Source organism: Vibrio sp. D431a (assembly GCF_030248655.1).
GTDB classification, from domain to species: domain Bacteria; phylum Pseudomonadota; class Gammaproteobacteria; order Enterobacterales; family Vibrionaceae; genus Vibrio; species Vibrio alginolyticus.
In genome coordinates this window covers 1-632 of the sequence record NZ_JAHGAP010000081.1, presented here as the reverse complement: position 1 = coordinate 632, position 632 = coordinate 1, and the positions used below count along the sequence as shown (strand labels likewise).

At 36.9% G+C, this 632-nt stretch carries 1 protein-coding gene; it reads right to left on the bottom strand.

The features are described 5' to 3' along the window. Positions 1-156: 156 nt before the first annotated feature. Entirely contained in the window at positions 157-543 is a 387-nt protein-coding gene (locus tag KJB35_RS28025; RefSeq protein ID WP_115386069.1) for a hypothetical protein, read from the bottom strand. Between the last annotated feature and the right edge of the window lie 89 nt (positions 544-632).

Genomic DNA, 632 nt, shown 5'->3' with positions numbered 1-632 from the left:
ATTCACTTAATTGCAACAAACTTCGATTAACATAACGCCGCGTTAAGTAGTGAGCAACACTACCACTGAACCTAAACTATTGTGCCGTAAACACTTGAACTAAATAAAACCAAAAATGCCACGCGTTGCGAATCTGTCTTAAACGCTTTGTTAGGCTTACTTTGTTTTCTTCCAGTCACGACTACTTGTTATGCCTAAAAGATTACTATGAACGCTTTTATGCTCAATAATTACTTCTTTTGAGCGTATTTTCTTAGCTGCTTTCAGCTTAAATGGCTTAGTACGAATTTGTTTAGGTTCGCCTATTTTGTGAACACTTTGACAATGCCCTAACATAGGTATTACACCATCAAAAAACTTATTACAACGAATACACTTGGTTCGTTTTTGTAAAGTATTTAACCGAGCAACTAGCATGGTCAGTAGATCCAAATTTAAGCGCTCTACAATAGAAGTTTCAAGTTCACTAAATGAGTACAGCCCCAATTGATGTTTAATACTTTTTCTTAGTTTCCTTTTCTGATTTTTAGAAAGTTCTTCCATCTTATCTTCCATATAAGCCTAACGCCCTGCTAAGGGGTGAGCAACGCAATACCGAAGCCGCCGCATACCACCTCAATCACTAAATTCAA